We start from the raw sequence: 24,414 nt of genomic DNA on the forward strand, positions 1-24,414 counted from the left end.
ACCCCGGCTGATCAGAGCGGCGCTTCCCAGACGACGGTCGTGCCGCCTCCGGCGTCACCGAGCCCGGGGCCGTACGAGCTCGATCCGCCCAGCGCCTCCGCACGTCGCTGAAGGTTGCGCAGTCCGCTGCGGCGGCCGCCCGGGGGGATCCCGACCCCGTTGTCCGCGACCGTCAGGCGCACACCCGCGCTGCCGTCCGGCAGTTGCGCCGTGGCGTCGACGACGACCTCGATCCGGGACGCCTCGGCATGCCGGAAGGCGTTCGAGAGCGCCTCGCGCAGCGCCGCGATCAGGTTCTTGCCGGTCAGCTCACCGACCAGAGTGTCGACGGCACCGAGGAAGCGGTGGGCCGGCTTGAAGCCGAGCGGCACGGCGGCCATGTTGATCTCCCGCAGGACGCGCGTGCGCAGCCCGGAGGGCGCCTCGGCCGGGCCCTGCTGGAGCGCGAAGATCGCGGTGCGGATCTCCTGGATGGTGACATCGAGTTCGTCGACCGCCTTGCCGATGCCGCCCTGCACCTCCGGCACAACGGACTTGCGCTGGGCGCCCTCCAGCATCATCCCAGTGGCGAAGAGGCGCTGGATGACCAGGTCGTGCAGGTCGCGGGCGATTCGGTCGCGGTCCTCGTACACCGCGAGCCGCTCCCGGTCCCGCTGGGCCTCGGCCATCATCAGGGCGAGCGCGGCCTGCGAGGCGAACTGGCTGGCCAGTGTCCGCTCCGCCTCGGTGAACGGGCGCCCGCCGCGCACCCGGGGCGTGGCAAGAGCGCCGAGGACCCGGCCGCCGCTCTGCAACGGAAGCAGCATGCTCGGCCCGTACCGCTCCGACAGCTTGGTGATCATGCGGGGGTCCGTGGCGGCGTCGTCCACGAAGACCGCCTCGCCTTCGAGGAGTGTCGAGACGACCGGGCTCTCCGGCGGGATCACCACGCCGAGCGAGACGCGCGGGTTGTCGGCGGAGACCGCGACGATCTCCAGGCCGCCCTCGTCGGCGGGCAGGAGCACTATGCCCGCGTCGGAGACGGCGAGGTGGCGGGCCTGTTCGGCGACGACCTCCAGGGCATCGTCCGCGTCGCCTCCCGAGAGGAGGGCCGTGGTGACGGCGACCGAGCCGTCGATCCAGCGTTCGCGCTGGCGCGCCGCCTCGTAGAGCCGCGCGTTGCCGATGGCGATCCCGGCCTCGGTGGCGAGCACCCGCACCATGTGCAGGTCGTAGTCGTTGAACTCGCCCCCGTTGTGCTTCTCGGTCAGATAGAGATTGCCGAAGATCTCGCCCTGGACGCGGATGGGGACGCCGAGGAAGGTGCGCATCGGCGGATGGTTCGGGGGGAGCCCGGCCGAGCGCGGATCGGCCGAGATCTCGGCGAGCCGCAGCGGCTCGGGGTGGTGGATCAGCCAGCCGAGCAGCCCGCGGTGGCCGTCGGGCCGGTGCCCGATCGCCCGGGCCTCTTCGTCGCTGACGCCGTACGTCACGAAATCCGAGAGCCCCCGGCCCTCCTCGTTGACGACGCCGATCGCCGCGTACCGGGCGTCGGCGAGCTCGGCCGCCGTCTCGCAGATCCGGTCCAGCGTGGAGTGCAGCTCAAGGCCCGTCCCCACCGAGCGCATCGCCTCGAGGAGCTGCGGCACCCGCGCGGTCAGCTCGGTGGACAGGCCCTGCAGGCTGCGCGTGGCCCGGGTCGCCGCTTCGAGCGGATCCTGGTCCTGGCGGTCCAGGTCCTTGACGTCCTGGCGGTCCGTCGGTCTCTTCGGCACTGGCGGCACTGGCATGCCTTGAGACTAGTTAGTCCTATTTGGCTAGGAAAGTCGGGTACTGCGTGGCCTCGGTCTCGCGCTCCCTCTCCAGCATGCGCCGCAGGGGTCCGTCGACGAGCGCCAGATCTTCGTACGCGCCACGCTGCACGGTGCGCCCCTCGTCGAGGACGACCACTTCGTCGACGGCTTCGAGGCCCCGCAACCGGTGCGTGATCAGAACGGTCGTACGGCCTTCGGTGGCATTGAGCAGGTCCTCGGTGAGCGCGTCGGCGGTCGCCAGGTCCAGGTGCTCGGCCGGTTCGTCCAGGACGAGGACCGGGAAGTCCGCGAGCAGGGCCCGGGCTAGCGCGAGCCGCTGGCGCTGGCCGCCGGACAGCCGGGCGCCGTGCTCACCCACGAGGGTGCCGAGGCCTTCGGGCAGCCTGTCGACCCAGTCCAGAAGCCGGGCCCGCTCCAGAGCGGCGCGCAGGTCGTCGTCGGTGGCGTCGGTGCGGGCGAGCCGCAGGTTCTCCCGTACGGAGCTGTCGAAGAGGTGCGCGTCCTGGGCGCACAGGCCGACGAGCCTGCGCACGTCGTCGCCGCTGTGCCGGTTCGCATCGCTCCCGGCGATCTCGTACGCACCCTCCTGGGCGTCCAGGAACCGGAGCAGCACCTGGGCGAGGGTGGTCTTGCCGGATCCGGAGGCTCCCACGACGGCGACCCGCATGCCCCGGGTGAGGCGCAGCCCGAAGTCGTGCAACGCGTCCCGCTCCTGCCCGGCGTACCGGGCGCTGAGCCCGCGAAGCTCCAGCGGGAACGGCGAGGTGGGCGCGGCGACGGGCGCTTCCGGCTCCTGTACGGGGGCGGGCGCGTCGAGCACCTCGTAGACGCGCTCGGCGCTGCGCCGGACCCGCTGGCGGGACTGCACGGCAAGCGGCAGCCCGGTCACGGCCTCGAAGGCGGCGAGCGGGACCAGCACGACCACCGCCAGCTCGACCCCGCCGAGGCGGCCTGCGACGACCGCCTGGACGCCGACCAGTGCGGCGGCGGCCACGGTGAGTCCGCAGGTCAGCGCGGAGAGGCCGCCGCCGAGCGCGGTGGCGGCGGCGCCCCGCGAGGCGATCCGAGTCAGTGCCGAGTCGGCGTCCTTCACCTCACGGGTGCGGCGGCCGAGGGCTCCCGCCACGGTCAGCTCGCCGGTTCCGGTGAGCAGATCGGCCACCCGGGTGGCGAGCACCCCGCGGGCCGGGGCGAGCTGGCGCTCGGCCCGCCGCGCCAAAGCCCCGCTGACGACCGGGACCACGACGCCGGCGACGATAAGGCCCGCGGCGAGCACGCCACCGGCCTCGGGCAGCAGCCATGCGGTGAACCCGGCGCTCAGCACGGACACGACGACGGCGACCCCGGCCGGGAGCGCCCAGCGCAGCCAGTAGTCCTGGAGTTCGTCCACATCGGCGACGAGGCGGGACAGCAGGTCTCCGCGCCGGGTCTCGCGCAGTCCGGCGGGGGCGATCCGCTCCAGCTGCCGGTACACCGCGACCCGCAGTTCGGCGAGCATCCGCAGCACGGCGTCGTGCGAGACGAGGCGTTCGGCGTAGCGGAACACCGCGCGGCCGATTCCGAAGGCGCGAGTCGCAGTGACGGCCACCATCAGATAGAGCACCGGCGGCTGTTGCGAGGCCCGCGAGATGAGCCAGCCGGAAGTGGCCATGAGGCCCACGGCCGAGCCGAGCGCCAGCGCGCCGAGCAGCAGCGCGAGCACGATGCGGCCGCGCAGCCCACGGGCCGCGGCACGGACCCGGGCGAGCGGATTCCGGGCGGCGGCGGGTCCGCCCGCCGTGACAGCCTTCGCAGCGACGGACTCAACAGGCGCCTCTGTCTTGCCAGTTGAGGCCGAGACAGGCGCTCCCTGCACCGGGACGCAGGGCTGTGTTTCGGCGGGCCGCAGCTCCACCACCCGGTCCGCGACGGCGAGCAGCGCCGGGCGGTGCACAACGAGCAGGACCGTACGGCCCACCACCAGCCTGCGCACCGCATCCACGATGCCGGCCTCGGTCTCGCCGTCGAGCGCGGCCGTCGGCTCGTCGAGCAGCAGCACCGGCCGGTCGGCCAGGAAGGCGCGGGCCAGGGCGAGGCGTTGGCGCTGTCCGGCCGAGAGGCCCGCGCCGCCCTCGCCCAGAACCGTGGCCATGCGGTCCGGCAGCGCGGCCACGAAGTCGTACGCGCCCGCATCCCGCAGCGCGTCGAGCACGGCCGCGTCGTCCGCGTCCGGCCGGGCGAGGCGGACGTTCTCCGCGATCGTCCCGGCGAAGAGGTGCGGCCGCTGCGGCACCCAGGCGATCCGCTCACGCCAGTCGGCCAGGGACAGCGTGGCGAGATCGGTGCCGGAGACCAGGACCCGGCCGCCGTCCTGCGGATTCACGAAGCCGAGCACCGCGTTGAGGAGCGTGGACTTTCCGACGCCGCTCGGCCCGGTCAGCGCCACGGTCTCGCCCGGCTCCACCACCAGAGAGGTGGCCGCCAGGGACGGTTCCGTGCGGCCGGGGTGGCGCACCGTCACGCCGTCGAACTCGATGCGGACCGGGCCTGCGGGCACCTTGTCCTTGCCGTCCTCGGGCAGCGGGGTCTCCAGGACGTCGAAGATCTCCTCCGCGGCCGAGAGCCCCTCCGCCGCCGCGTGGTACTGGGCGCCGACCTGGCGCAGCGGCAGATAGGCCTCGGGGGCCAGGATCAGGATGACCAGGCCGGTGTAGAGGTCGAGGTCGCCGTGGACCAGGCGCATGCCGATGCCGACCGCGACCAGCGCCACCGAGATCGTCGCGAGCAGTTCGAGGGCGAAGGACGAGATGAAGGCGATCCGCAGGGTCTTCAGCGTCGCTCGGCGGTAGTCCGAGGTGATCGTCCTGATCGACTCGGCCTGCGCCTTGGCCCGGCCGAACACCTTCAGCGTCGGCAGCCCGGCGACCACGTCGAGGAAGTGCCCCGAAAGCCGGGACAGCAGCCGCCACTGACGGTCCATCTGCGACTGGGTGGCCCAGCCGATGAGCACCATGAACAGGGGGATGAGCGGCAGGGTGACGACGATGGTCGCCGCCGACACCCAGTCCTCGGTGACGATCCGCGCCAGTACCGCAATCGGCACCACTATGGCGAGACCGAGTTGCGGCAGGTAACGCGCGAAGTAGTCGTCGAGGGCGTCGACCCCGCGGGTGGCGAGCGCGACGAGCGACCCCGTGCGCTGACCGCTCAGCCACTCAGGGCCGAGCCCTGCCGCCCGGTCCAGGAGCCGGCCCCGCAGCTCCGACTTGACCGCCGCGCTCGCCCGGTTCGCGGCGAGTTCGGTGAGCCAGGAGACCAGGCCCCGGCCGACCGCGACCGCCGCGAGGAACAGTAGCGGCGTCCGTAGTCCGGCCGCGTCGTGGCCGTGCTGGAACGCCCCCACGACGACGACGGCGATGAGCATCGCCTGGGCGACGATCAGCCCCGCCCCGACCAGACCGAGGGCCACCACCGCCGCCAGGAAGAAGCGGGTGGCGCGGGCGTACCGGAGCAGACGCGGGTCGATCGGTTTCACGTGAAACATCCCCCAACCGGAAGGATCAGAGCGGGGCCGGAGGGGTGTGTTTCACGTGAAACACACCCCCGTTGAACCATGAGGACCGCGGGGTCAGTGCGCGTCGGCGATGTTCTTGGTGCCGATCCGCTTGCGGAACACCCAGTACGTCCAGCTCTGGTAGAGCAGCACGATCGGGGTCGCGACCCCCGCACACCAGGTCATGATCTTCAGCGTGTACGGGCTGGACGAGGCGTTGGTGACCGTGAGGTTCCAGGCGTCGTTCAGCGAGGACGGCATGACGTTCGGGAAGAGCGTCAGGAAGAGCATCGCCACCGCGGCCGCGATCGTGATGCCCGACAGCGCGAACGACCAGCCCTCGCGCCCGATCTTGATGGCCGCGATCGCCCCGACCAGCGCGAGTACGGCGACAGCCATCGCGACCAGACTCTTCGTGTCACCGCGCGAGGCCTGGGTCCAGATCAGGAAGCCGAGCGCGAGCACGGCCGTCGCCAGACCCAGCTTGAGCGCCAGCGCCCTCGACCTCTCGCGGATGTCGCCGAGCGTCTTGAGCGAGGCGAACACCGCGCCGTGGAAGGTGAAGAGGAAGAGGGTGACCAAGCCGCCCAGGATCGCGTACGGGTTGAGCAGATCCCAGAAGTTGCCCACGTACTCCATGTGGGCGTCGATCTTCACTCCGCGCACGATGTTGGCGAAGGCCACACCCCAGAGGAACGCCGGGATGAGCGAGGTCCAGAAGATGGCCTGCTCCCAGTTGCGCTGCCACTTCTCCTCCGGCCGCTTCGCCCGGTATTCGAAGGCGACACCGCGGACGATCAGGCAGACCAGGATGATCAGCAGCGGCAGGTAGAAGCCGGAGAAGAGCGTCGCGTACCACTCGGGGAAGGCGGCGAAGGTCGCGCCGCCGGCCGTGAGCAGCCACACCTCGTTGCCGTCCCAGACGGGTCCGATGGTGTTGATCAGGACGCGCTTCTCGGTGCGGTCCCTGGCCAGCAGCTTGGTCAGAACGCCGATCCCGAAGTCGAATCCCTCCAGGAAGAAGTAGCCGATCCACAGGACGGCGATGAGTACGAACCAGACGTCGTGGAGTTCCATGCCTCGATCTCCTCAGCCTCAGTACGAGAAGGCCATCGGCCGGTCGGGGTCACGGTCGTCCCCGCCGATCTTGGTGGGCGGGTTGAGGTCGTCCTCGGTGAGCTCGGGCGGCCCGGCCTTGACGTACTTGACGAGCAGCTTGACCTCGACCACGGCGAGTACGGCGTACAGCAACGTGAAGACGATCATCGAGGTGAGGACCTCGCCCTGCGAGACGCTGGGGGAGACCGCGTCCTTGGTGCGCAGCACGCCGTACACGACCCAGGGCTGACGGCCCATCTCGGTGAAGATCCAGCCCCACGAGTTGGCGATCAGCGGGAAGCCGAGCGTCCAGACGGCGGCGAACCAGTACCACTTGGTCAGGCGGGTGCCGAGTGCCTTGCTCTTGAAGAGCACCAGGTTCGGCACTTCGTCCTCACCGGTCCGCATCGCCGGCGCCAGCATGAACTTCTTGCGGGTGAGCCAGAGTCCGACCAGTCCGATGACGAAGGACGTCATGCCGAAGCCGATCATCCAGCGGAAGCCCCAGAAGGTGACCGGGATGTTGGGCCGGTAGTCACCGGGCCCGAACTTCTGCTGCTCCGACTTGTTCACGTCGTTGATGCCGGGGACGTACGAGGAGAAGTTGCTGTCGGCGAGGAAGGACAGTATTCCGGGCACCGAGATCTCGACGTCGTTGTGGCCCTTGGCCACGTCGCCGACAGCGAAGATCGAGAACGGTGCGGAGTTCTGGCCGTCCCACAGGGCCTCGGCGGCGGCCATCTTCATCGGCTGCTGCTTGAACATGACCTTGCCGAGTGAGTCTCCGCTGACGGCGGTGAGCAGCCCTCCTATCACCAGCGTGACCAGGCCGAGCCGCAGCGACGTACGCATCACCGGGATGTGCTTCTTGCGGCGCAGGTGGATGGCGGCGACGCCGACCATGAACGCGCCACCGGTGAGGAAGGCCGCGGTCAGCGTGTGGAAGACGACAACGAGGGTGGTGTCCTGGGTCAGGACGTGCCAGAAGTCGGTGAGCTCCGCGCGCCCGGTGGCCTTGTTGAGCTTGTAGCCGACCGGGTGCTGCATCCAGGAGTTGGCCGCCAGGATGAAGTAGGCGGACAGCATGGTGCCGATGGACACCATCCAGATGCAGGCGCAGTGGATCTTCTTCGGCAACTTGTCCCAGCCGAAGATCCACAGTCCGATGAAGGTTGACTCGAAGAAGAAGGCGATGAGCGCTTCGAAAGCAAGCGGGGCACCGAAGATGTCGCCGACGAACCGCGAGTAGTCGGACCAGTTCATGCCGAACTGGAATTCCTGGACGATGCCCGTGACCACACCCATCGCGATGTTGATCAGGAAGAGCTTGCCCCAGAACTTGGTCGCCTTGAGGTACTTGTCCTTGCCCGTTCGTACCCAGGCGGTCTCCAGGCCCGCGACCAGCGCCGCGAGCGAGATCGTCAGGGGGACGAAAAGGAAGTGGTAGACGGTGGTGATACCGAACTGCCATCGCGCCAGGGTTTCCGGCGCCAGAGCCAGGTCCACGTCGGCACTCTCCTTACATCGCCGTGGTCACAGCCGCAGCTTGCCCCTTTAATCCCACCGATCTCGGGATGAAGCGGGACACGCTTGTGAACGCGTTCACATTCACAAGCATTATGTCGCACTGTCTGTCGACACTCTTCAGGGGGGTCCCCTTTAAAGCGGGGCGGGGCGCGGCGGGCAGGGAGCGGGCGTGGACACCCCCTTCCCAAGGCTTTCAACATATTGTTGAATTCGGCGCCATGGAGAACCAGCTGCGCATTCGCATCTCATGGCCCGCGGGCAGCCTCACCGCGACGCTCGAAGAAACCCCCACGAGCAAGGCGCTCGCGGGGGCACTCCCGATCACCTCCACCGCCCACACCTGGGGCGAGGAGGTCTACTTCGACACCCCCGTCTCCCCCGCCCGGGAGGCGGACGCCCGCCAGGTGGTGGAGCCGGGGACGGTGGCGTTCTGGACCGACGGCGACGCGCTCGCGCTCCCGTACGGCCCCACGCCGATCTCGCGCGGCGACGAATGCCGACTCGCGAGCCCGTGCAACGTCCTCGGCCGGCTCGACGGCGACCCCCGGCTGCTCGCCACGGTTCGCTCCGGCGACCCGATCCGGGTCGACGCCATCTGAGACGTCCACCGAGGCGCCTGCTCAGGCCTCTCCCGAGAGGCCTTCCGGACGCCTCAGGCCTGCTTGCGGAAGCCCTCCGCGACCTTGAGGAACAGGTCGTTGGCCTCGCTCTCGCCGATCGTGACGCGCACGCCCTCGCCCGCGAACGGCCGGACCACCACGCCCGCCGCCTCGCACGCCGAGGCGAACTCGACCGTGCGCTCCCCCAGGCGCAGCCAGACGAAGTTCGCCTGCGTCTCGGGCACGGTCCAGCCCTGCTGCACCAGCCCCTCGTACACACGCTCCCGCTCGCAGACCAACGAGCCGACGCGGCCCATCAGTTCGTCCTCGGCCCGCAGTGAGGCAACCGCCGCGTCCTGGGCCAGCTGGCTGACGCCGAACGGCACGGCCGTCTTGCGCAGCGCCGCCGCGACCGGCTCATGGGCCACCGCGAAGCCGACTCGCAGCCCGGCGAGCCCGTATGCCTTGGAGAAGGTGCGCAGCACGGCCACGTTCGGCCGGTCGCGGTAGATCTCGATGCCGTCCGGCACCTCGACGTCGCGGATGAACTCCCGGTACGCCTCGTCGAGCACCACCAGAACGTCGGAGGGCACCCGGTCCAGGAACCGCTCCAGCTCGGCCCGGCGCACCACGGTGCCGGTCGGGTTGTTCGGGTTGCAGACGAAGATCAGCCGGGTCCGGTCGGTGATCGCCTCGGCCATCGCGTCAAGGTCGTGCACCTCGCCGGAGGTCAGCGGTACCCGGACGGACGTGGCTCCACTGATCTGGGTGATGATCGGGTACGCCTCGAAGGAGCGCCAGGCGTAAATGACCTCGTCACCGGGGCCGGAGGTGGACTGGATCAGCGACTGGGCCACGCCCACCGAGCCCGTGCCGGTGGCCAGATGCGTCAGGGGAACCCCGAAACGCTCGGCCAGCTCGTTCATCAATCCGGTGCATGCCATGTCCGGATAGCGGTTGAAGTTCCCCGCGGCCGCCATCGCGCTCTCCATCACGCCGGGGAGCGGCGGGTACGGGTTCTCGTTCGAGGAGAGCTTGTAGGCGACCGGGCCGTCGGACGCCGCGGGCTTGCCGGGCTTGTAGGTGGGGATGCCGTCCAGCTCGGCGCGCAGCTTGGGGCTCGTCTCGCTCACCGCAGGTCCTCCTCGACCGTTCCGTGCCGGTGTGGTGTCCGCCGCGGCGGACAGCTCCGTACACATCCAATACTCCTCACCTTATGAGGATTCGGCTCCCCTGCGAATAGCGGACGGGGAGCGGTTCCCGGCGGGCGTACGGGAAGGGGGGAGCGCTCCTGTTCCGTCCGCGCGCCGGTGGCCCACGCCGTGGCGCGCATCACCCGTGAAGGTGAGTTGAGACCTCTTCGAGACATCGGACAGTTGTCAGCCGCCCACGGGTCGACAAGCGCCACCACAACACCCGATCGCCCAACTCCCTTGCATCGCAAGGCCACTGATGCTTTTCGATCATGCAGAAACGTGCCTGTCAACGCGTGCATATGCACCCGGGCCAACCGCCCGTCATCGCCCTACTATCGGCTCGCCATGACAGCAGCAGGGAAGCACCAGGTGAGCCGGTCGACCGGTCGCCGGCTGGGGCGGGCGGGCATTCGGGACGTGGCCGCCGCCGCCGGTGTCTCCATCACGACCGTCTCCGACGCGCTCAACGGCAAGGGCCGGCTCCCCGACGCCACCCGCCGCCACGTCCGCGAGGTCGCAGACCGGCTGGGCTACCGCCCATCCGCAGCGGCCCGCACGCTCCGTACCGGAAAGTCGGGCCTCATCGGCCTGACCGTGACGACCTACGGGGATGAACCTTTCACCTTCACCGAATTCGCGTACTTCGCCGAGATGGCCAGAGCCGCGACGTCGGCCGCGCTGGCCCGCGGCTATGCCCTCGTCATCCTGCCCGCCACCTCACGCCGCAGCCCGGCGGACGTCTGGTCGAACGTCGCCCTCGACGGCACCGTCGTCATCGACCCCTCCGACCAGGACCCCGTCGTCACCGAACTCGTACGCCAGGGCCTTCCGGTCGTCTCCGACGGCCGCCCGGCGGGCTCCCTGCCCGTCACGGCCTGGGTGGACAACGACCACGAGGCTGCCGTACTCAGCCTGCTCGACCATCTCGCCGCCGCCGGCGCCCGCCGGATCGGCCTGCTCACCGGCACCACCACCGACACCTACACCCGGCTGTCCACCGAGGCCTATCTGACCTGGTGCGAACGCGTCGGCCAGGATCCGGTGTACGAGTCCTACCCGGCCCACGACCCGTGTGCGGGTGCCGTCGCAGCCGACCGGCTGCTCGCCCGCCCGGACCGGCCCGACGCCGTGTACGGCCTCTTCGACCCCAATGGCACCGACCTGCTCGCGGCCGCGCGGCGCTACGGACTGCGGGTACCCGAGGACCTGCTCCTCGTGTGCTGCAGCGAGTCCACCGTGTACGCCACCACCGAACCGCCCATCACCACCCTCTCGCTCAAACCGCGGCGCATCGGCACGGCCGTCGTCCAGCTCCTGATCGACGCGATCGAAGGGATCGACAACGGTCACCCGATCGAGCAGGTAATACCGACCGAACTGATCGTGCGGACCTCGTCCCAGCGGCGCCCGCCGCGTACCACGGTCAGCCCGCCCCGCTCGCCGGCCAAGGACCAGACCGGCCCCAACAAGGAGTGAACCTCCGGCCGGGCGAGGCTCCCCGGCCGGTTCACGTTGGACTCAAGATCATCCGAGCGGCAGAATCAGCCTGCACCTGATCACCACATTGGGGACATAAACACCCGCGAACACCGCTCGCACCCGGATTGACCACCCCTGGTGCGTCACACAGCATGAGGCGCATTCCTATGATGGGCGCACGACACCACGGATCCCCGCCCGACCTGGCGGCTCCCACGGTGTACGGCGGTGCGACGGTGGTGGAGGGGTCGATGACTCAGGGGGCCGGTCAGGGACCCGTGCGGACGGAGACGTTGCGTGACTTCCGGGTGCCGCCGTACGCGCAACAGACCCCCGTGCCACCGCCCGAGGAACCTCTCGCGCGGCCGGAGCCGGTGGTGCACGTCTTCCGCCAGGAGCCGCCCGCCGGTCACCCGGAAGCACCCGCACCCTTCGCGTCCGCTCCGGAGCCCGGCGCGACCACCTATTCGGATGACGAGCCCCCCGAGGGCTACACGCCGACCGCACGCGACCTCCCGGTGATCCACCGGGGGGACACCGTGAAGCTGCCGACGGTCGAACCCGTCGCCCCCGCGGTGTCCGAGGGCCCCGGCCCGCTGTACGTCGTCGGCGACGTACACGGCTACCTCGACGAACTCCTGGCCGCCCTGCGTGAGCAGCGCCTCATCGACGAGTCCGGCAACTGGGCCGCGGGCACCGCCCGCCTCTGGTTCCTCGGTGACTTCACCGACCGGGGCCCCGACGGCATCGGCGTCATCGACCTGGTCATGCGGCTCTCCGCGGAGGCCGCGGCCGCCGGCGGCTACTGCAAGGCCCTCATGGGCAACCACGAGCTGCTCCTCATCGGCGCCAAGCGGTTCGCGGACACCCCGGTCAACTCCGGTGCGGGCACCGCCACCTTCCAGGCCGCCTGGCTGCTCAACGGCGGCCAGAAGGCCGACATGGACCGCCTCCAGGACGTACACCTGCAGTGGATGTCCCGGCTCGACGCGATCGAGCACGAGGACGACCACCTCCTCATGCACTCCGACACAACCGCCTATCTGGATTACGGCGACTCCATCGAGGCGGTCAACGACACCGTCCACGCCATCCTCAACCGCAACGACGCCGACGAGTGCTGGGACCTGTTCCGCAAGTTCACCAAGCGCTTCGCCTTCCGCGACGAATCGGGCCCGCAGGCCGCCCGCGAGCTGCTCTCGGCGTACGGCGGGCAGCGGGTCGTGCACGGCCACAGCCCGATTCCATATCTGCTCGGCGAGGTCGGGACGGAGGACGGCGAGGAGGATTCGCGCCCGGTGGTCGAAGGTCCGCATGTGTACGCCGACGGTCTTGCCATCGCCATGGACGGCGGCGTGACCATGGCCGGAAAACTGCTGGTCCAGCAGCTTCCGTTGCATGACTGACGGTTGACCGGGAAGGCGTTCTGCAAAGCGCCGGGTATGCCATTTCCGGAAACACCCTGTCACCCCGTGCCGTAGCGGCTCTACCATCGGGTTATCCGTAGCAGGCTCTCCTCCGTTTCCGCCCAACTGCCCGTTCATCAGGCGGGCTTCCCGGCCCTACGGAGCATCGGGGGATGCACATGAACAGCGCTCCGCACCTGCTCGTCGAGGACCGCCCGGAGTTCGAGCGGATTCTCGACGAGGCACTGCGCACCGCGCATGAACGGCCCGAGCTGTCCGGTATCGGCGACCGCCTCAACGCCGTGCAATTGCGCACCATGGTGCTCGCCGCCGGCACGTTCGTCACCGAGCGGGCCGCCGCCGAGTACGAGAACTACGTCAAGGCACGCGAAGAGCTGCGCTCGCCTTCCACAACCGCCGCGCGCGATTCCGGCCTCACCGCCGCCGCCGACGGCGTGAGCCTGGAACCCTCGGGCGCGGGCATCGGCGCGGTCGTCGCCGTGCTCGCCCCCGTGCTCGCGGGGACCGCCGCCGCGATCTTTCTCCTTGTCGGCTACATCCTGAAGATGCTCAACCCGGTGCCGGCCTTCGCCGACACCATGCTGACGGCGGGCTGGTTCTTCGGCGCGCTGACCGCCGCCGCGATACTCGCCGCCGCCGTCGGGCTGCTGATCACCGCGGTGCGCAACGGCGCGACGCAGGTCGTGGCCATCGACGAGGACAGCGAGGCGGACGCCCCTGACGAGCGCACCCAGGAGTTCGCCCGCGCCCGCGAGGCCTGGCGCCACGCCCTGCTCGAACGCGGCATCTACCCGTTCCTGCGCGACGCGCTGGCCGACCCGAGCGTCGACCCCGGCGCCCCGGCCCCACGCCGCCCGATCGGCCGCATCCCCACCCTCGGCTACGACCGCCCGGGCTTCGACAGCCCCGACGAGGGCGGCTCCCCCACCAACCACCCCAGCTTCACCAGCCCGGACTTCACCAGCCCCGACTTCGGGGGGCCGGAGCACCAGCCGGACTGAACCGGCGGGCGCGGCGCCGCACCCGGGAGTGGTCCGCTCCCGGGGCAGCGCGAGGACCGCATCGCCTCAGTCGGCGATCGGCAGATAAACCCGGTTGCCCGCGTCCGCGAACTCCTTGGACTTCTCCGCCATCCCGGCCTCGATCTCGTCGGACCTCAGGTCGCCGCCGTGCTCGCGGCGGATGTCCTGGGAGATCTTCATCGAGCAGAACTTCGGACCGCACATCGAGCAGAAGTGCGCGGTCTTGGCCGGCTCCGCGGGCAGCGTCTCGTCGTGGAACTCCCGGGCGGTGTCCGGGTCGAGGGCCAGGTTGAACTGGTCCTCCCAGCGGAACTCGAACCGGGCGTCCGAGAGCGCGTCGTCCCACTCCTGCGCGCCCGGGTGCCCCTTGGCCAGGTCCGCCGCGTGTGCGGCGATCTTGTACGTGATGACGCCGGTCTTCACGTCATCGCGGTTGGGCAGGCCGAGGTGCTCCTTGGGTGTGACGTAGCAGAGCATCGCGGTGCCCCACCAGGCGATCATCGCCGCACCGATGCCGGAGGTGATGTGGTCGTAGGCGGGCGCCACATCGGTGGTCAGCGGCCCCAGGGTGTAGAACGGGGCCTCCTCGCAGATCTCCTGCTGGAGGTCGATGTTCTCCTTGATCTTGTGCATCGGGACGTGTCCCGGGCCCTCGATCATCGTCTGTACGTTGTGACGCTTGGCGATCGTGTTGAGTTCCCCGAGCGTGCGCAGCTCCGCGAACTGGGCCTCGTCGTTGGCGTCCGCGATGGAGCCGGGCCGCAGGCCGTCGCCGAGCGAGTACGTCACGTCGTACGCCGCGAGGATCTCGCAGAGCTCCTCGAAGTTCTCGTACAGGAACGATTCCTTGTGGTGCGCCAGGCACCAGGCAGCCATGATCGAGCCGCCGCGCGAGACGATGCCGGTCTTGCGGCGGGCGGTCAGCGGCACGTACCGCAGCAGCACGCCGGCGTGGACCGTCATGTAGTCGACGCCCTGCTCGGCCTGCTCGATGACCGTGTCCTTGTAGATGTCCCAGGTCAGTTCCTCGGCGCGGCCGTCGACCTTCTCCAGGGCCTGGTACAGCGGCACCGTGCCGATGGGGACGGGGGAGTTGCGCAGGACCCACTCACGGGTGGTGTGGATGTTGCGGCCCGTGGAGAGGTCCATGACCGTGTCCGCGCCCCACTGGGTGGCCCACGTCATCTTGTCGACCTCCTCCTCAATGGAGGAGGTGACCGCGGAGTTCCCGATGTTGGCGTTGACCTTCACCAGGAACCGCTTGCCGATGATCATCGGCTCGATCTCGGGGTGGTTGATGTTGGCGGGCAGCACGGCGCGGCCCGCCGCGATCTCCTCGCGCACGACCTCGGGGGAGACGTTCTCGCGGATCGCTACGTACTCCATCTCCGGGGTGATCTCGCCGCGGCGCGCGTACGCGAGCTGGGTGACGGCCTGGCCGCCGCGGCCCCGGCGGGGCTGGCGCGGGCGGCCCGGGAAGACCGCGTCGAGGTTCTTGAGGCCCCCGCGCGGCGAGGTGTGCTTGATGCCGTCGTCCTCGGGGCGGACCGGACGGCCCGCGTACTCCTCGGTGTCGCCGCGCCCGATGATCCAGTTCTCCCGGAGCGGGGCGAGGCCGCGACGGACGTCGGTCTCGATGTTCGGGTCGGTGTACGGCCCGGACGTGTCGTACAGCGTCACGGCCTTGCCGTTGGTGAGGTGCACCTGGCGGACCGGCACCCGGAGGTCGGGGCGCGAACCCTCCACGTACCCCTTGTGCCAGCCGATGGACTTCCCGCTCTCCTCAGTGCTGGAGGCAGGCGTGCGTGCGTCCTGAATGGTCATGAGACCTACTCCCTACGCCGGCATTACCCGGTAACAGGTTCGGCGGTCGGCGCAGCCGTTCCCGTACGGTTCGTACGGATTTCAGCGCCCTCTCAGCCCGGTGCTCCGAGCTCCCGCGTGTGCAAAGGTGTCACCACGCTAGCGCCATCACTGGCGCGCTGAACAGAGGGCCCCCTCGGTTCTTGCGATGATCGGGCGGTGACCTCACCAGAACCGCACCTTCCGCGCCAGCACGGCGGACACGGCCACGGGCACGGCCACTCGCACAGCCACGGACCCGCGGCCCCCGTCTCCAAGCACCTGCGCAAAGTCATCGCCGCTGTGCTGATTCCTTTCTCCACAGCGGTACTTGTGGGTCTCGTGGTGCTCTGGCCGGGTGGTGCCCCGGCGCACCAGCGCACCGGCGTCGGCTTCGACCGCCAGACCCAGCAGGCCAAGGTCATCAAAGTGGACAAGGTGGACTGCAAGTCGGTCAACGCCGGTCAGACCCCGTCGAACGGCGACACCTCCACCGCCGAGGGCCAGCAGGCCAGAAACGCTCAGCGGGGTCTGTGCGGAAAGGCCACCGTCGAGGTCACCTCGGGCAAGGAGAAGGGCCGCACCTTCACCGAGATCGTCCAGCCCGACTCGCCCCGCCAGTTGCACGCCGGCCAGGGCGTGATCGTCGCGTACGCCCCCGACGCACCCCATGACCTGCAGTATTCGGTGACGGACGTCAACCGCAGGCTCCCCATGGCGCTGCTCGCCGGGATCTTCGCGCTCGCCGTCGTGGTCGTCGGCCGGCTGCGCGGAGTGATGGCGCTGATCGCCCTGGTGGTCTCGTTCGCCGTGCTGACGCTGTTCATCCTCCCGGCGGTTCTGCAGGGATCCAATCCGCTGCTCGTGGCGGTGGTCGGGGCGAGCGCCATCATGCTGATCGCGCTCTACATGTGCCACGGCCTGTCCGCACGCACCTCCGTCGCCGTTCTCGGCACGCTCGTCTCACTGATGCTGATCGGCCTGCTCGGCTCGCTGTTCATCGGCTGGGCCTCGCTCACCGGCAACACCGACGACAACACCGGCCTGATCCACGGCCTCTACCCGAACATCGACATGTCCGGCCTGCTGCTCGCCGGCGTCATCATCGGCTCGCTCGGCGTGCTCGACGATGTGACGGTCACTCAGACCTCGGCGGTGTGGGAGCTGCACGAGGCCAACCCGACGATGGGCCCGCGCGGCCTGTACCGGGCGGGAATCCGGATCGGCCGCGACCACATCGCCTCGGTGGTGAACACGCTGGTGCTCGCCTACGCGGGCGCGGCGCTGCCCCTGTTGCTGCTGTTCTCGATCGCGCAGAGCAGCGTGGGCACGGTGGCCAACAGCGAGCTGGTCGCCGAGGAGATCGTCCGCACGCTGGTCGGGTCGATCGGCCTGGTCGCCTCGGTGCCGCTGACCACGGCGCTCGCCGCTCTGGTGGTCTCCGCCGACCGCCCGGCCACCGAGGCACGCACGGCGAAGCGTCCGAGTCCGGTACGCGGCGGAGGCGGCCACCGCCGCAAGAAGTAGCCGGTCAGCCGGCGTTCTCCTCGGCGAGGATGCGCCCGAGCGCGTCCTCCAGGTGCTCGTCGAACTCGCCGAGCGTCCACTCCTGGCCCAGCGGTACGAGCTTGTCGGTGCGGTCGAGGAAGGCCACCAGGGGCGCGGCGCCGGCCCGGAAGAGGGCGTGGTCGCCACCCACCTGGAGCCGGATGTGCACATCGGGAAGCTCCTCGGGCGCGCTGGGCTCGACCCGCACATCACCGTCCCCAGCAGGCCCGTTGATGCCGTCGAGCAGCAGCTCACGGCCAAATGCCCAGGTGACGGGTGCGTCGCCGGGAAGGTGGAAGGTCATGCGCACCGCGTAAGGATCCGTCGTGTCGTACGTCAGCTCCACCGGGATCCGGAAGGAAAGCTCCTCGGAGACGAGGAAACTCATCATGACTTCTGCCTGAACCGATTCACGCATCTCACGAACCCCGCTTTAGCTGAAACTGGCCAGGAATGTCCACCGTGACCCTCTTGACGCAATCGTGCTGGAAGCGGTAGCAGATCACAAGGAGTGAGTTTTCAGATACTGATAGAGAATGCGGGCGGACCAAGGAGGCTTCCCACTTCTCCACGCAGCCGCTCAATGGCCGGCAGCAAGCGTTCTTGCTGGTCAAGGGGTACGGAAATGGCCATGGTCGCGGCGCCGGAGCCGACCGCTACGGGGATGGCGGCGCAGACGGTACCCAGCGCGTATTCCTGCCGTTCGATTACGGGCCGCATACGCTCCGTAGCCGCCAGCCGGTCGGACAGGGCGCGCCGGTCCCGCACGGTGTAGGGCGTGATCGCCTCGACCGGATGCCGGTCCAGGTGGTCCTCGCGGGTGCGTTCGTCGAGCTGGCCGAGCAGGCACTGGCCGATCGCGTGGGCGTGCCCGGTCTCGCGGAAGTCGGCCCACTCCTCGACGGCGGGCGCGGAGGGGGTGTCGGCAACCCCGGCGATCTCGATCTCACCCTCGCGGTAGACGGCGAAGTAGACGGGCACCCCGATGGAGTCCCGCCAGCGGCCCAGCGAGTTTGCGATCTTGTTGCGACGATTCTGCCGGGCCCCGCCGTCCGCCAGCCGCTCGGCCGCCGGCCCGAAGACGAACACCCCGTTCTCGCGCCGCAGATAGCCCTCGTGGGTCAGGGTCCTCAGCAGGTGGTACGCGGTGGGCAGCGGCAGTCCGGCCTCGCGCGCCAGCTGCTTGGCGGGGGCGCCGTCCACGTGGGAGCCCACTGCTTCCAGCAGGCGCAGGGCCCGCTGGACCGAGCCGATCAGGGTAGGGACGGCGGCATTCGAAGCCGTGGCCACAGGTCACCCCCAGGCGTGCTGACGGGCAACACGCCCGCCCGCGGGGGCCGCCCCCGCGCGCCCGCCGTGATCCCGGGGGCGGCGAAACGGGCCGGTCGGACCGGTGTCGGATGCGGTCAGGACCCGTGGTTCCCAAGGGGCGGCAGAGACTTGCCACTCTAATGGCCGACCTCGTGGAGGAAGGGGGTTCGGCCAGGTCCGTTCCCCCGGCCGGGCTAATCCCCCGTGCGTCCACGAAGCGGCTCGCCGCATCCGTCCGGGCCCGGGTTCGGCCCGCGGGCTCCGGGCGGAGTTTCATGTTCCGCCCGGGCCCGGCTACCAGTCGCTGTGCGAGGAGGACGAGGAGGACATGAACCTCCGCACCAGGTAGATCACTCCGCCGACCAGGGCCACGAAGACCAGGACCTTGAAGAGCAGCCCGAACAGGAAGCCGACCACGCTCGCGATCAGGCCGCCGAACACGACCAGGGCGATGACGGGCACGGCGACCCACTTCACCCACCAGGGCATCCCCGCGAATATCTCCCGTGCCGCCATCGTCCCTACCTCTTTCTGTCGGTATTTCTGTCAGTTCACGAGTTCTGTGCTTTCGACACTCTCGATGCTAGGGGCGAGAAGGTACCCAGCGGGGCCCTCCCAGCCCTTGAACTCCCCTGACCGAACCCCTAGGGAGAATCGGGGGCGGCCCTCAGCTCTCAGGCGGAGAGAAGACGACCAGAACCCTCAGATCCTCGGTGATGTGGTGGAACTTGTGCGCCACCCCGGCCGGCACATAGACCACACTGCCCCGCGCGACCTGCGTCGTCTCCAGGCCCACGGTGATCGAGGCACGGCCGCTGACCACGAAGTAGATCTCGTCCTGGGCGTGCGGGGACTGAGGGTCGTGCGCGCCCGCGTCGAGGGCGTACAGCCCCGCCGACATGTTCCGCTCGCGCAGAAACTGCAGATACGCACCGTCGTTGGCGGCCCGCTCCGCCTCCAACTCGTCGAGCCGGAAATCTTTCATCGTCTCTGCCCCTGCGCTTGTGCCGATCAGGTCTGCCACGATCAGACCCATGAAGAATTTTGTAGTCAAGACGATCGCCAACGCGGCCGCCCTCGCGGTGGCCATCTGGCTGGTGAAGAACATCACCCTGACCGGTGACAACACCGGCAAGAAGGCGCTGACGCTGGTTCTGGTCGCGCTGGTCTTCGGCGTGGTGAACTTCGTCGTGAAGCCCGTCGTGAAGTTTCTGTCGTTCCCCCTCTTCATCCTCACGCTCGGCCTGATCACCTTGGTGATCAACGCGTTGATGCTGCTCCTCACCTCGTGGCTCGCCGACAAGCTGAACCTCAGCTTCCACGTCGAGGGCTTCTGGACCGCCGTGGTCGGCGCCCTGATCATCTCGATCGTGTCCTGGGCGATGCACGTCGTCCTGCCCGACGGCAAGGACTGAGTGTTGGCCACCCCCTATTCCGTCTGCTTCGTCTGCACGGGCAACATCTGCCGATCGCCGATCGCCGAGTCCGTCTTCCGGGCCCGGGTGGCGGAGGCCGGGCTCGCCGGCCTGGTTGTGGTGGAGAGCGCGGGCACCGGAGGCTGGCACGAGGGCGACCCCGCCGACCCGCGCACCGTCTCGGTGCTCGACGAGCACGGTTATGAAACGTCCCACACGGCACGGCAGTTCCACGCTTCCTGGTTCTCCCGGCTCGATCTGTTGATCGCGCTCGACGAGGGCCATCTGCGGGAGCTGCGGCGCCTCGCACCGAACCGGGCCGAGGCCGCCAAGGTGAGGCTGCTGCGCTCGTACGACCCCAATGCCGTCGGGGACCTGGAAGTTCCCGATCCGTACTACGGCGGTCGTGAGGGTTTCGAGGAATGTCTGGCGATGGCGGAGGCGGCGAGCGAGGGCCTCCTCGCCGCCGTCCGCAACGAACTGGAGCGTGTGGCATGACAGGTGACGGCACGCGATCCGTACGCGCCGGGCTTCCCGAGCCGGTGGCCTTCGAGCCCACCCTGCCCGGACCGGTGTTCGCCGCCCACTTCCATCTGCCCGGCGAGGCGGCCGGACCGTACACCTACGGCCGCGACACCAACCCGACGTGGACCCATCTGGAGCGGGCCGTGGCCGAGCTGGAGTCCCCCGACGAGAGCGCGGAGGCGATCGTGTTCGCCTCCGGGATGGCGGCGATCTCGGCCGTGCTGCTCTCCCAGGCACGCTCCGGCGACACGGTGGTCCTGCCGGACGACGGTTATCAGGCCCTTCCCTTGGTCCGCGAGCAGTTGGAGGCGTACGGCATCGAGGTGCGCACCGCGCCGACCGCCGCCGATGCCCAACTGGCCCACCTGGACGGCGCGAAGCTGCTGTGGATCGAGACCCCCTCCAATCCGGGGCTCGATGTGTGCGACGTACGGCGCCTCGCACGGGCCGCGCACGACGCGGGCGCGCTGGTGGCGGTCGACAACACGCTGGCCACGCCGCTCGGGCAGCGTCCCCTCGAACTCGGCGCGGACTTCGCGGTCGCCAGCGGCACGAAGGGCCTGACCGGACACGGCGACCTTCTGCTCGGCTATGTGGTGTGCCGCGATCCAAACCTCGCCGCACGGGTACGCAAGTGGCGCAAGGTCGTCGGTGCGATCCCGGGCCCGATGGAGGCGTGGCTGGCCCACCGCTCCCTCGCGACGCTGCATCTGCGCGCCGACCGGCAGGCCGCGAACGCCCTGGCCCTGGCCGAGGCGCTGGCCAAGCGCGCCGAGGTGACGGGCCTGCGCTACCCGGGCCTGCCCTCGGACCCCTCCTACCGCCTGGCCTCGGCACAGATGCGGCGCTTCGGCTGCGTGGTCTCCTTCGACCTGCCCGACCGCGCCTTCGCCGAACGCTTCCTGGAATCACTGAGTCTGGTCGACGACGCCACGAGCTTCGGCAGCGTGCGCTCCACCGCCGAACGCCGCGGCCGCTGGGGCGGCGATGCGGTGTCGGAGGGCTTCATCCGCTTCTCGGCCGGCGCGGAGGACGCCCCGGACCTGATCGCGGACGTGGAACGCGCACTGGACGAGGCAGGGGCGGCGGGCTGAGGCAGGGGCGTCCGAGGCCGTCCGCGTTCATGCACGCGGCGGTCCCAAGGAGCGGCTCAAGCCAGAAGCCATACGTAAGACGGACGGTCCGAGCCTCCCCCCTCATGGCTCGGACCGCCCCCGGTTCTCGCGCGCCAAGAACCGCTCGGACAAGGCTAGTTGACTCTGCGTCAGTGTCCAATCACGGTAGCGACAGAGACCTATCGACATATTTATAGTTGTGTCCGGCCGGGGACGTCGTGAGGCAGTTCAGGACGGGAGGGCACAGCATGGATCTTGCCCTGCTGCGTACGTTCGTCACCGTGCACCGGGCCGGCTCCTTCACCCGCGCCGCGGCCTTGCTCGGGCTCTCGCAGCCCGCGGTGACCAGCCAGATACGCACCCTGGAGCGGCAGTTGGGCCGCCCCCTCTTCCTGCGCCAAGCACGCGGGGTGACCCCGACGACCATCGGCGATGAACTGGCCCAGCGGGCCGCGCCGCACCTGGACGCGCTCGTCGAGATCACCGAGGCCGGCCTCAGCGAGGAGCCGGGCCTGCGGACCCTGCACCTGGCCGGGCCGCCGGAGTTCACCTCGCTGCGCGCCCTGCCCGCACTCACCCGGCTCCTCCCGCACGGCCTCACGCTGCGGGCTTCCTTCGGCAATGCCGAGGAGACCCTGGAGGGCCTGGCCGCCGGGCACCACGATCTGGCCATCACCACCGCCCGTCCACGCGGCCGGCTGCTGTCCTCGACTCCGCTGTGCGACGAGGAACACGTGCTGGTCGCCGGGGTGCGCTGGGCGGCACGGCTCGGTCCTGGCGTGCTGCGCCACGGCGGGCCCGAGGTCCTGGAGCCCATACCCGTGGTCGAGGTCCACGAGTCGCTGCCGCTGGTGACGCGCTACTGGGCGTCGGTGTTCGACGCCAAACCGGCCGCCGCGGGCGCGGTCGTCGCCCCCGACCTGCGGGCGGTCCTCGCCGCAGTGGCGGCCGGAGCGGGCCTGGCCGTGCTGCCCCGCTATCTGTGCGAGACAGCCCTGGAGGAGGGCCAGGTGGTGGCGCTGCTCGACCCTCCGGTGCCGCCGCTGCGCACGTACTTCCTCGCGGTGCGCACCGGCACACTCGGCTTCGCGCACATCGCGCGGGCGCAGGAATGGCTGCTGCGCGCTGCGGTCGACTGGGGCTGAGGAGCTGCGGGGGAGGCCCGGGGAGTTTCGCAGGGGTCCCTTCGGGCCACATTTCTCCCATGACCGTACGTCCAGTGGTCAAGCGCACCGCACGAGCCGTTCTGCTCGACGGCGACGACCTGATTCTGATCAAGCGCACCAAGCCCGGCATGGATCCTTACTGGCTCACCCCAGGTGGCGGCGTCGAACCCGAGGACTCCACCGTCGTCGAGGCCCTGCACCGCGAGGTGTACGAGGAGCTCGGCGCGAAGATCACCGACGTGGTGCCCTGCTTCGTCGACACCGTCGAGCACATCGGGGCCGACGGCGGCGCGACCGGCGTGAAGGTGCAGCACTTCTTCGTCTGCCGCCTCGACTCGATGGACCCCTCGCTGCGGCACGGCCCTGAGATCGAGGAGCCCTGCGGGGAGTACGAGATCGTCCGCATCCCGTTCACCCGCGTCGGCATCGCCTCGGTGCACCTTGTCCCGCTGTCCCTCAGGCACTACCTGGACGGCAACATCGAGGGCGTGCGGGCCATGCACGCACCCGATCTGGGCTAGCCGGGCCGCTCATCCAGCGGCGCCAACCAGCGCGTAGGCCTCACGCAGGTCGCCGCCCGTGTATGTGTGGGTGGCGAGTCCCGCGAGATGGTGGTCCGCGTTCACCGCGACCGACACGGGCACCGCCGCGAAGAGGTCCACGTCGGACATCGAGTCCCCGTATGCCACACAGTTCCGAGGGCCGACACCGAACTCGGCGCACAGCCGGTTCATGACGCCCACCTTGGCCGCCGGGCTGAGGATCCCGGCAGGGTCCACCGGCCGCGTGAAGGGCACGTCCGGGAAGACAGAGCCGTGGGCGGCATGGGCGCCCCAGGCGAGCAGCCGTTCCACGAAGAAGGACGGGGAGAGCGAGATGACGGCGCAGTAGTCGCCCCGCTCACGGATCTCCCGCCAGACGTCCTGGATCCCGGCGAGCCAGGGAGCGGTCGCGAAGGCAGTCGCCACATGCGCCTCGGTGAGCCCGGACCACAAGGCATGCACCCGCACCGCGTAGTCGGGCGGCCCGATCCGGCCCGTGGACAGCTCCCGCTCCAGCTCGCCTATTTCGTTGAGCAGTCCGAGCTGCCGGGATATCTCGACCGGTGCGGCGGAGCCCCGTATGAGCGTTCCGTCGAGGTCGAAGAGATGAAGTCTCGCCATGTACGCCGAGGCTAGTACGTGGGGTTACTCCCCCTGTCGGACGCCTGGCGTGAGCCCTCACCGGCACGCTGTTTCACGTGAAACATCCTTCTCGCCCCGCATCCGGTCGCACGAGCCGCACGCCGTTTCACGTGAAACATCTACGACGGCCCGTCCGTCGCGGCTGGCTGGTGGCTCATGTCGCCGTGTCGGTGAGCTGGCTGGGGCTGACCATCGGGCTGCTCGCTCTCGGCATCACTGCCTACACAACGGATTCCGCCTTCATGACCGAGGCCGCGTACCGCGCCATGAAGGTCTTCGGTGACTGGCTGGTGGTGCCCATCGCCGTGGTGACGCTGGGCACCGGCGTTGTGCTGTCGCTGGGCACCCCGTGGGGGCTCGCCCGGCATCGCTGGGTCTGGATCAAGTTCTGGCTGACCCTGATCACACTCTGTCTGTCGGCCTTCTTGCTGCGACCCGAGATCAACAGCGCTGTCGCGGCCGGAGTCCCCGACACGAGCCTGGTGGGCGCCCCGGTCGTCTCCTCCAGCGCGTACTTCTTCATGACGGCGATCTCCGTGCTCAAGCCGTGGGGGCTGACAAAGCGTGGCCGGAAGTACCGTGCCGAGAGCCGGAAAGTGGTGGACGACGCGCCGGTGCGTCAGACAACCTGACCC

Annotated in this window: 22 protein-coding genes; 11 read left to right on the forward strand and 11 right to left on the reverse strand. The window is 69.6% G+C overall.

Going from position 1 to position 24,414, the window contains the following annotated elements; genetic code table 11:
* Positions 1 to 11: 11 nt before the first annotated feature.
* From ACSHXC_RS19300 to ACSHXC_RS19315, 4 genes are all read right to left on the reverse strand, one after another.
* Positions 12 to 1,769 carry a GAF domain-containing sensor histidine kinase gene (locus ACSHXC_RS19300; RefSeq protein ID WP_438292744.1) on the reverse strand — a complete coding sequence of 586 codons (1,758 nt, stop codon included), beginning with the start codon at positions 1,767 to 1,769 and terminating at the stop codon, positions 12 to 14.
* 19 nt (positions 1,770 to 1,788) lie between these two features.
* A complete protein-coding gene (gene cydD / locus ACSHXC_RS19305) occupies positions 1,789 to 5,316 on the reverse strand; it encodes a thiol reductant ABC exporter subunit CydD (RefSeq protein WP_438292745.1) in 3,528 nt (1,175 codons plus the stop codon).
* Positions 5,317 to 5,400: 84 nt separating this feature from the next.
* On the reverse strand, positions 5,401 to 6,402 hold the full coding sequence (gene cydB / locus ACSHXC_RS19310; protein ID WP_438292746.1) for a cytochrome d ubiquinol oxidase subunit II: 1,002 nt from the start codon (positions 6,400 to 6,402) through the stop codon (positions 5,401 to 5,403).
* Positions 6,403 to 6,420: 18 nt separating this feature from the next.
* Positions 6,421 to 7,929, reverse strand: coding sequence for a cytochrome ubiquinol oxidase subunit I (locus ACSHXC_RS19315; RefSeq protein ID WP_438292747.1), 1,509 nt, complete (start codon positions 7,927 to 7,929; stop codon positions 6,421 to 6,423).
* A gap of 239 nt (positions 7,930 to 8,168) precedes the next feature.
* On the opposite strand from ACSHXC_RS19315, the gene ACSHXC_RS19320 reads away from it, so the two are divergent.
* On the forward strand, positions 8,169 to 8,549 hold the full coding sequence (locus ACSHXC_RS19320) for a cyclophilin-like fold protein (RefSeq protein WP_438292748.1): 381 nt from the start codon (positions 8,169 to 8,171) through the stop codon (positions 8,547 to 8,549).
* Positions 8,550 to 8,602: 53 nt separating this feature from the next.
* Here the strand turns inward: ACSHXC_RS19320 and hisC are convergent, their stop codons facing one another.
* Positions 8,603 to 9,682, reverse strand: coding sequence for a histidinol-phosphate transaminase (gene hisC, locus ACSHXC_RS19325; protein WP_438292749.1), 1,080 nt, complete (start codon positions 9,680 to 9,682; stop codon positions 8,603 to 8,605).
* 408 nt (positions 9,683 to 10,090) lie between these two features.
* Between hisC and ACSHXC_RS19330 the strand changes: the two genes are divergently transcribed.
* The 3 genes from ACSHXC_RS19330 (at position 10,091) to ACSHXC_RS19340 (ending at position 13,652) form a co-directional block, all read left to right on the forward strand.
* On the forward strand, positions 10,091 to 11,221 hold the full coding sequence (locus ACSHXC_RS19330) for a LacI family DNA-binding transcriptional regulator (protein ID WP_344370972.1): 1,131 nt from the start codon (positions 10,091 to 10,093) through the stop codon (positions 11,219 to 11,221).
* A 254-nt stretch (positions 11,222 to 11,475) separates the two neighbouring features.
* Positions 11,476 to 12,630 (forward strand): metallophosphoesterase, encoded by a 1,155-nt coding sequence (locus tag ACSHXC_RS19335; RefSeq protein ID WP_438292750.1) that lies wholly within the window; start codon positions 11,476 to 11,478, stop codon positions 12,628 to 12,630.
* A 173-nt stretch (positions 12,631 to 12,803) separates the two neighbouring features.
* Positions 12,804 to 13,652 carry a hypothetical protein gene (locus ACSHXC_RS19340; protein ID WP_438292751.1) on the forward strand — a complete coding sequence of 283 codons (849 nt, stop codon included), beginning with the start codon at positions 12,804 to 12,806 and terminating at the stop codon, positions 13,650 to 13,652.
* A gap of 66 nt (positions 13,653 to 13,718) precedes the next feature.
* Here the strand turns inward: ACSHXC_RS19340 and thiC are convergent, their stop codons facing one another.
* Positions 13,719 to 15,497, reverse strand: coding sequence for a phosphomethylpyrimidine synthase ThiC (gene thiC, locus ACSHXC_RS19345; RefSeq protein WP_438292752.1), 1,779 nt, complete (start codon positions 15,495 to 15,497; stop codon positions 13,719 to 13,721).
* Positions 15,498 to 15,695: 198 nt separating this feature from the next.
* On the opposite strand from thiC, the gene ACSHXC_RS19350 reads away from it, so the two are divergent.
* Entirely contained in the window at positions 15,696 to 17,042 is a 1,347-nt protein-coding gene (locus ACSHXC_RS19350) for a YibE/F family protein (protein ID WP_438292753.1), read from the forward strand.
* 4 nt (positions 17,043 to 17,046) lie between these two features.
* On the opposite strand, the gene ACSHXC_RS19355 is transcribed toward ACSHXC_RS19350, so the two are convergent.
* The 4 genes from ACSHXC_RS19355 to ACSHXC_RS19370 all read right to left on the reverse strand — a co-directional run bounded on the left by ACSHXC_RS19355 (position 17,047) and on the right by ACSHXC_RS19370 (position 19,359).
* Positions 17,047 to 17,481, reverse strand: a complete 435-nt coding sequence (locus tag ACSHXC_RS19355) for an SsgA family sporulation/cell division regulator (protein ID WP_438292754.1) — start codon at positions 17,479 to 17,481, stop codon at positions 17,047 to 17,049.
* A 101-nt stretch (positions 17,482 to 17,582) separates the two neighbouring features.
* Entirely contained in the window at positions 17,583 to 18,353 is a 771-nt protein-coding gene (locus tag ACSHXC_RS19360) for an IclR family transcriptional regulator (protein WP_438292755.1), read from the reverse strand.
* A gap of 315 nt (positions 18,354 to 18,668) precedes the next feature.
* A complete protein-coding gene (locus ACSHXC_RS19365; RefSeq protein WP_189965742.1) occupies positions 18,669 to 18,890 on the reverse strand; it encodes a DUF5326 family protein in 222 nt (73 codons plus the stop codon).
* Between the two features lie 151 nt (positions 18,891 to 19,041).
* Entirely contained in the window at positions 19,042 to 19,359 is a 318-nt protein-coding gene (locus ACSHXC_RS19370; protein WP_189965740.1) for a cupin domain-containing protein, read from the reverse strand.
* 49 nt (positions 19,360 to 19,408) lie between these two features.
* Here ACSHXC_RS19370 and ACSHXC_RS19375 point away from each other — a divergent pair, with 49 nt between their 5' ends.
* From ACSHXC_RS19375 to ACSHXC_RS19395, 5 genes are all read left to right on the forward strand, one after another.
* A complete protein-coding gene (locus tag ACSHXC_RS19375) occupies positions 19,409 to 19,789 on the forward strand; it encodes a phage holin family protein (protein ID WP_344370957.1) in 381 nt (126 codons plus the stop codon).
* A gap of 3 nt (positions 19,790 to 19,792) precedes the next feature.
* Positions 19,793 to 20,287 (forward strand): low molecular weight protein-tyrosine-phosphatase, encoded by a 495-nt coding sequence (locus ACSHXC_RS19380; protein WP_438292756.1) that lies wholly within the window; start codon positions 19,793 to 19,795, stop codon positions 20,285 to 20,287.
* Complete coding sequence (locus ACSHXC_RS19385; RefSeq protein ID WP_438292757.1) at positions 20,212 to 21,408, forward strand: cystathionine gamma-lyase; 1,197 nt, start codon at positions 20,212 to 20,214, stop codon at positions 21,406 to 21,408. The genes ACSHXC_RS19380 and ACSHXC_RS19385 overlap by 76 nt, the downstream gene beginning before the upstream one ends.
* Before the next feature lie 269 nt (positions 21,409 to 21,677).
* Positions 21,678 to 22,574 carry a LysR family transcriptional regulator gene (locus ACSHXC_RS19390; protein ID WP_438292758.1) on the forward strand — a complete coding sequence of 299 codons (897 nt, stop codon included), beginning with the start codon at positions 21,678 to 21,680 and terminating at the stop codon, positions 22,572 to 22,574.
* A 59-nt stretch (positions 22,575 to 22,633) separates the two neighbouring features.
* Positions 22,634 to 23,116, forward strand: a complete 483-nt coding sequence (locus ACSHXC_RS19395; RefSeq protein WP_438292759.1) for an NUDIX domain-containing protein — start codon at positions 22,634 to 22,636, stop codon at positions 23,114 to 23,116.
* Between the two features lie 9 nt (positions 23,117 to 23,125).
* Here the strand turns inward: ACSHXC_RS19395 and ACSHXC_RS19400 are convergent, their stop codons facing one another.
* Positions 23,126 to 23,758, reverse strand: a complete 633-nt coding sequence (locus tag ACSHXC_RS19400) for an HAD family hydrolase (protein ID WP_438292760.1) — start codon at positions 23,756 to 23,758, stop codon at positions 23,126 to 23,128.
* A 131-nt stretch (positions 23,759 to 23,889) separates the two neighbouring features.
* Here ACSHXC_RS19400 and ACSHXC_RS19405 point away from each other — a divergent pair, with 131 nt between their 5' ends.
* Entirely contained in the window at positions 23,890 to 24,411 is a 522-nt protein-coding gene (locus ACSHXC_RS19405) for a DUF2269 domain-containing protein (protein ID WP_438296701.1), read from the forward strand.
* Positions 24,412 to 24,414 lie beyond the last annotated feature (3 nt).

It is taken from the genome of Streptomyces sp. HUAS TT7 (assembly GCF_051550175.1).
In the GTDB taxonomy this organism is placed as follows: Bacteria; Actinomycetota; Actinomycetes; order Streptomycetales; family Streptomycetaceae; genus Streptomyces.